The sequence below is a fragment of the Vibrio sp. MEBiC08052 genome (assembly GCF_001506075.1).
Classification (GTDB): Bacteria; Pseudomonadota; Gammaproteobacteria; order Enterobacterales; family Vibrionaceae; genus Vibrio.
Window position 1 is genome coordinate 2099325 of the sequence record NZ_KQ947475.1, and the last position, 6768, is coordinate 2106092.

Genomic DNA, 6768 nt, shown 5'->3' on the forward strand with positions numbered 1-6768 from the left:
AAAAAGCCTAATGCCGATCGTTTAAGAAAACTTGAATGATCCTAGGGTGGCCTCATAATCGGTCTCAGAGTAATTTCTGAGGCCGTTTTTTATGTCTGAATTTTCTCGCGAGTTACAAATCGCAGCTGAATTTCATTACCCTGAATCAATCGATTCATTTCAGAAAAATATTCCTATTGAATGGATTTCTGAAGCAGTAAAGCAAACTGGCCGTGCTGCGGTTAGAAAACGAAGATTTCCTGCGGAACAAGCCGTTTGGCTGGTGTTGGGGATTGGGCTAATGAGAAACCGCTCTATCAGCGACGTCTGCGATAAGCTTGAACTGGCCTTTCCTGATTCAAAGGGGGAACTTCCCCCTCTTGCGACTAGCAGTATTGTGAAAGCAAGGCAGCGTATCGGTTTTGAACCATTACGTTACTTATTCCATACCACCGCGACTGAGTGGGAAAAAGAAGATACCGCGACCTCAGTTTGTGGGCTGAAGGTTTTGAGTGTAGACGGAACTCAATTCAGGGTGCCTGAAACAAAAGATAATCAACAATTTGGCTATAGAAGTGCCACATCCACATTCCCTTCTGTATTAGCCGTCACATTAACGTCTACCCGAACTCATTTGGTATCCGATGTGGCTTTTGGCCCGATAACCAATAGTGAAATATCTTACGCTCAGCAACTTGTTGGCTCTGCGCCAGATAACTCACTCACTCTTTTTGATCGTGGTTTCTTATCAGCGGAGCTTTTCCAATCATGGCGCGGAGCTGGCAAGAATATCCATTGGCTGACACCAATCAAGAGTAAGTTCAGATATGAGGTTCTGGAGGAGTACTCTCCCTATGACAAACTCATCAAAATGCCGGTCTCTCCTCAAGCTCAAAAAGAATATCCTCATCTGGGACAAAACTGGCAAGCTCGCTTGGTACTCATTCCTGAGCCAAAAGGAGAAATCAAAGGCTTCATCACATCAATGGAATGCCCAGAAACCTATCCATTGAAGGAGATGGTCAAAGTATACTGGGAACGCTGGGAAATTGAGCAAAGCTACGGTGAGCTGAAACAGAATCAACTGGACAACACCACTGTTCTTAGAAGTCAGAAAGCGGAAGGGATTTATCAAGAGCTCTGGGGAGTTTTTATCTCTTACAATCTTGTCCGCTTAGAAATGAAAAGGATGGCAGAGTATTACGGTGTGGAACCACTCAGAATTAGCTTTATCAATGCGCTAAGACTGATACAAGATGAGTTTTTATGGTGTTCTGGCCGTACACCAGGGACGGTACCAAAGAAACTTCAAAACCTGAGAGAGAATGGCAAACGGTTCATCTTACCAGAGAAGAGAAAACGCAAACCGATACCAAGACAGGTACTCTACAAAGTCCCTCGTTATCCCTATAAGAAAAGAGTCGCTCGCTGTTAAGCGAGCGGCATTAAATAAAAAAGCCCCGTCTTTTCAGACGAGGCTTTGCACGATGGAGAAATTTTGACTTGGTTTGCGTTGGGAATCAAATCTGAGTTTCTGGATTACTGATAATCATCATATCATCACAATACAGCTCAATTTTGCGGTCATATAGTAGAAGTATGTAACACACTTCTGGACATTTCCAATTTACGATGACGGGCTGATTTCTCCCCTAACGATAAGTTTTAGTATTCCAAAACGTAATCAGGCACCGCTGATCGCAGTGTCTGATATGCAAAAAGTGGACATTAACGTTTTAGACCTAATGCTCTATAGCGTATAGTCGGATTAGAAAAGTATGTTGATTACTTGAACGTTTGTTAAATGGCTTTTTACTGGTACTCATCTATGTTTTTACTAGCGTCATAAGCGACCGTAATTACTTTAGCAGCCTCTTCTTCTAGGTTTGACATCCACACTTTAAAATCAAGTGGTCCGCGGTCTACAACCAAACTCTCAGCAGTTAACAAACGTCTTTGTAAAACCTTGTAGAGGAACATAAACGAGTCCAAAGCCATATCAAGCTTTGGAAAGTTTAAAGAAATTAAGTCCTTCGACAAATCTGTATGTGAAAAGAACTCATTTCTTAAAGCAAGTATCTCCTTAAGGTAAGCAACAAACTTACCCTCATAAGTATCAAGCTCCTTGAACATTTCTTTTCGAAAGCTATCTCGATTAACAAATAGTTTTTTCCAGTGTGTGTCCTCACTGTAGTTTCCAAAGCATTTAGCCCAAGACTCAATGAAATGACCATAATGCGCGTTGCAAGTTGATACCCAAAAATAGTTATTACTATTTTTTAGCTCACTAATTTGCCTTGCATAAATCAAAGATCTGAAACCAGATCTAATGACATCCATTTGCGCTGACATTAATTTTAATTCTCTATCGTCTGACCTTTCGGACTTAAATTTTGTCACGATCATTACTGCCTCTTGCCATTTAACGCCCCACTCACCGGAATTTTGGGAGCGCAGCGAATAAAATTTCCGCGTGGAGTGGCTTGTTATGCATACAACTACACTTCCGTCGATAAGTCTCTAAGCGATTTCTTATCAAGATCATTTTTTAGCACTGTAATGATTGATTCATAGATGTCTACAAGGCTTGCACACAAATCAATCAAATCGTTATAATCCTCGTGGAACGTAGGTTTATTTTTGATTAATTTATGAGTTACTTCTTTATGGACCAACTCTATGTCATTACCTTTGTGCACTCCACCATTATGCACCGTGTTTCTAGCCGATCTGATGAAATCAACTATATCTTTATCGATTCTTAAGTCACGAGGATAATTTTTTTCGCTTGCTTTATTTATTACAAAATTAAATTTATCAGGAAAAGATATAAAATTTCCGGGAACCGATCTCAACCTTGAAAGGTGTTTATTTTTTTCTTCCTCGCTTGAAGCTTTTTCATATTCGTCAAGATACTTTCTATATTTCCTTAACCTACTCAATGTATATTTTTCAGTCATTTCATTCCCATAGTTTTCTGATATTTTCGTAATCCAATATTCAAACGCTGAGAATATGCTGACTTGAAAATCTAGAATATGTGATCCGACCGTCTGATCATATCTATTGACAAATAAGTCATTCAAACAATCGAGAGAATCTGAAAGCGAATCTCTAGATAATGTATACGGTTCTTCTTGAATAAGAATTTTTTTACCATAATGCCCTTCGTTAAGTATCTGAGTTAACAAGCCTGCTATAGGTCGAGCCTGTACAGAATTAGATATTTCAGAACAAATAAAAAACATCAATGACTGCTCACACACAGTCTTAACATGCCCAAAAAAGCTACTTATTGTTACAGGGGTTTTAGGATAACCAGACTCTTCAAGATCGCTTAAGAAATGCTTGCTTTCGTAATAACTACATACATCTTTTAAAGACAGAAGTGCCCCTATTCTATGCTTGTTTCCCACCTGATACTCTAAATCGTCGCAATATTTACCTATTGCATCTAATAAAGATTCACTATCTACAACTTCCATATGCTACCTGTAATTATTCGATCTTCATAACGCCGAACATAAGTTGCGCCACGACTAGCCTACCAAACGCGCCGAACTCCATACCCAAAATGCCGAGTATTAGGCGTCAATTTAATGTTTTTGTTATGCTTTTGTGTTTGACGGCAACTGAAGCATTTTAACCCATCGCTTTACTTCATCCTTCTTATGTAGATCTAGAAGGCCGCAAAAACGACCGAAATCGTACAGCTCGAAACTTTCAACTAGATTTTTTGTAAGCGCCTTATTTCTAGTATTAATTGCATCAGACGAAAAGTGATCCGCTGTCGTTACAAATATAGAGCTCTTACTACCTTGTAGCAACGTAGCCCCAAGTAAATCTCTAATTTCTTTGACCGACTCAGTCTTATCTGGTCTTGTTCTTCTTTTCACTTGCACAATTGTTGGTTTATTCGATTCGAGTAAAACAAGATCTACTCCACCATCGCTAGACTTTCCAACAACACTAGCTTCACAATTGAAGTGTTCCCTAAAAATAGAACCTACTAATTCTTCCATTTTTTTATGGTGAATATCGTAGATTTTATTTTTATTCTTTTGAATATAGTTCCTTAATATTTCGATGGGAATAGAGCATGAGCCAATCTCAAATTCTCTTAACATTCCGCTGTTAACAGTTAGCTCCCAATCTTTCATCCCCCAACTACGCTCGCCGTTAATATAGCTATAAAAGTAGTATTCCCACCACCCACAAGAACACTCCCAAACTTTTTCAACTTTATGCCAATTCGCTCCAGGAAGAGTATCGCAATCAACCAATGCATGAGAATGTATGGATTCACCACCTTTGTTACAAAATGGGCATATCCCTCTATGACTATAAAAAAGCTCCCGGTTAATCTCACGAGGAGAGTTCATACCATATGAACCTTTATGCTTCATGTATTTTGAATAATCTAAAATCACACTGAAAACCTAATTATATTTCGAGAGCATAACAGTTCTTAGGTAGAAAGTGTCCATGTGACATTGTCCGCCTAATCTCAGTTTTAGTTTTTCAACCAACCTTCAAATCCATGATTTTTCTATGGAAAAATAATTTTCGAAAATTCGTCGTAACAAAATGCCGACAATGTCTTGGTTAACAGCTAAAAAGACGACATTGATTATTATTATGCAACTATACGAGATCATAGTCATTGCTAAGTTTGGATATTGATAAAAGGAATTGTGTGAATCTGATATTTCGTAAACAAAAACGGGGCATAAGTGTGCTAGCAGTAATCGTTCTGGCACGTCTCTGGATATTTTTGATTCTGGCGATTAATTCCGAAACACAAACATGCTGGTTCACAGATCATCAATATCAACGTCAATTTCTGGGGAATTTTCTCTTTGCTTAATTAGTTCTCGGTCTTGTTCATCTTCCTCAAATTCAATTCGGGAAGAGTCAAAAAAATCATATCGTTCAACTAGAAAATCGCTATCCGCCTTATCCGACTCTTCAGGATAAGACCCCCAATCTTTTTCACTTGTGGCCGCGAGTTCATCGGAGTGAGCAGTATGACTTGTTAATCCTTCTAAAAGGTCTTTTTCTGACAACCGTTTTTTACTCATAACTTACTTCTCGATTCAAAAATGACATTAGATAATTTATAGCATAGTGAGTAGCCAGAAATTAGCTCTGAAACAAGGAAAGGGGCAAAAAAGAGTTATACAGCCCTATTAAATGTCAACCGAAAACTAACTCTAAACCAACTAATCATTTACAACATCTAGGAAATTGAATTCTAAACAGAGCCCTTATCCCCCATAAATCCCAGAAGAACCTTTACATAAACTGTCTGATTTAGCATACACTCGCCAGCTACTTTTAGCAGAGGTACGAGACTCATTCACACACTTCACATATCCGGCCTGATCGACTTTGTAGCCAAGGTAAAAACGTGCCAGAATAGATAAAATGGCAACAACAATCGTAAACCAAGCTAGTTTGATCCCAATACTTCGATATGCTTTAGCATATTCATCTATGCCTTTTTGGGGGGAAATAAGCTGATGAATCAATATTAATGTGAACCCACCTAAAAGAGGTATTGCGACCGCTATCGCAGCATAATTTGTATATGCTAATAGTTGAATTCTTTCCCCAAGAGGCTGAAATGGCAATATAAGGTTTGAAAAAAGGCCCATAAAAGCTGTAATACTTAAAAGCAATACAGAAAGTAATATGCCAAAAACTCTTATCATCATTGTTCAATGTCCTTGAGCTTATCAACTACCAGATCGGATACACCATATGAATTATCGATTGCATCAAGTCCAACACTAACTAAAAAACCTACTGCTGCAAAAATACAACCAACAGCGATCAAAGGTAGGCCCACAGAGCTGGCTATAACAGCCATCACTGTCCCAACCCCAGTCGCTATCATCCCTTTGGCAATATCCACACCGGATCGACCAACTAAATCTTCCATAGTTTTCTCATCATGAACAAAAAAGTCAACGGCATTAATTGCAACAGCGAAGATAATATCTACGACCAACCCCACCCGCAGCATGTTTCTCGCCATGTTCTTCGTGCCCAGCCCGAGCTGAACTACCTGCGGATTATTGGCGCGCCATCGATTGCCTTTCATCAGGGTTTTTAGATGCTTTTTGTACCCTTTGATAATCACGTAATCCCGTCCGTTGGAGGGTTTGGTGTACACGACCACCCCCATGCCTCCCAACCCTTTTGCCAGTCGGTAAGCCTCATGGGCGTTGGCAGCACCATCCCAAACTTTCTTGCCATTGTCCAGCGTATCTTTGCCGTTGTATTCCCGCCACAAATTATTGGCAAACTCTTCCGCCTCTTCGAGCGACAGCACCGCTAGGTCTACCGCCTTCTGAGTATATTCCACCTTAATTTCCCGATGGTGAATAAAGTCATAGTTAGGCCAGTACATATTCTCCGGGTCAACCTTTACGGGTTTTCCCGAGCCGGCTGAAGCAGTCGCCGGTCCATTAGTGCTGTCTCCGGTGATATTCATGCCGCTGTTTTCTTTCACCCTATCCGGCATCTGAGTTTTCACCACCGCATCAGCCGTAGTCAATGTGGCTTGTTTCGAAGAATAAGCAGCCTTTTCGCCGGCAGCCGCCTTGGCTGACAGATCCGGCAGAATTACGTTCTCGCCGCTAAACCCACTGCCACTCCCGGCACTACCGCCGGAGTTCAGGTTCACCCCAGCACCGCTGAGGGAGACACCTGACGGGTCAACTTTAACGAAGCTGCCACCGGCTTTGAGGGTGATTTCATTCCCGGCTTCGATGATGACTTGCT

7 protein-coding genes are annotated in these 6768 nt (G+C 40.4%); 1 reads left to right on the plus strand and 6 read right to left on the minus strand.

All coding sequences use genetic code 11. The annotated features are described in order from the left end of the window. Window positions 1-91 precede the first annotated feature (91 nt). Window positions 92-1414, plus strand: coding sequence for an IS4 family transposase (locus VRK_RS09090; RefSeq protein WP_059121063.1), 1323 nt, complete (start codon window positions 92-94; stop codon window positions 1412-1414). Between the two features lie 377 nt (window positions 1415-1791). Here VRK_RS09090 and VRK_RS09095 read toward each other — a convergent pair whose 3' ends face one another. From VRK_RS09095 to VRK_RS20970, 6 genes are all read right to left on the minus strand, one after another. Beyond that, window positions 1792-2385, minus strand: coding sequence for a hypothetical protein (locus tag VRK_RS09095; protein WP_059121064.1), 594 nt, complete (start codon window positions 2383-2385; stop codon window positions 1792-1794). 92 nt (window positions 2386-2477) lie between these two features. After that, on the minus strand, window positions 2478-3464 hold the full coding sequence (locus tag VRK_RS09100; protein WP_059121065.1) for a hypothetical protein: 987 nt from the start codon (window positions 3462-3464) through the stop codon (window positions 2478-2480). 123 nt (window positions 3465-3587) lie between these two features. Then, window positions 3588-4409: a restriction endonuclease gene (locus VRK_RS09105; protein WP_082671350.1), complete on the minus strand. Its 822-nt coding sequence runs from the start codon at window positions 4407-4409 to the stop codon at window positions 3588-3590. A 384-nt stretch (window positions 4410-4793) separates the two neighbouring features. Further along, window positions 4794-5060: a hypothetical protein gene (locus VRK_RS09115; protein WP_059121068.1), complete on the minus strand. Its 267-nt coding sequence runs from the start codon at window positions 5058-5060 to the stop codon at window positions 4794-4796. A 186-nt stretch (window positions 5061-5246) separates the two neighbouring features. Next, a complete protein-coding gene (locus VRK_RS09120; RefSeq protein WP_082671351.1) occupies window positions 5247-5696 on the minus strand; it encodes a DUF1240 domain-containing protein in 450 nt (149 codons plus the stop codon). Beyond that, window positions 5693-6768, minus strand: a 1076-nt coding sequence (locus VRK_RS20970) for a hypothetical protein (RefSeq protein WP_059121070.1), incomplete at its 5' end; no start/stop codon positions are given. The genes VRK_RS20970 and VRK_RS09120, both read right to left, overlap by 4 nt.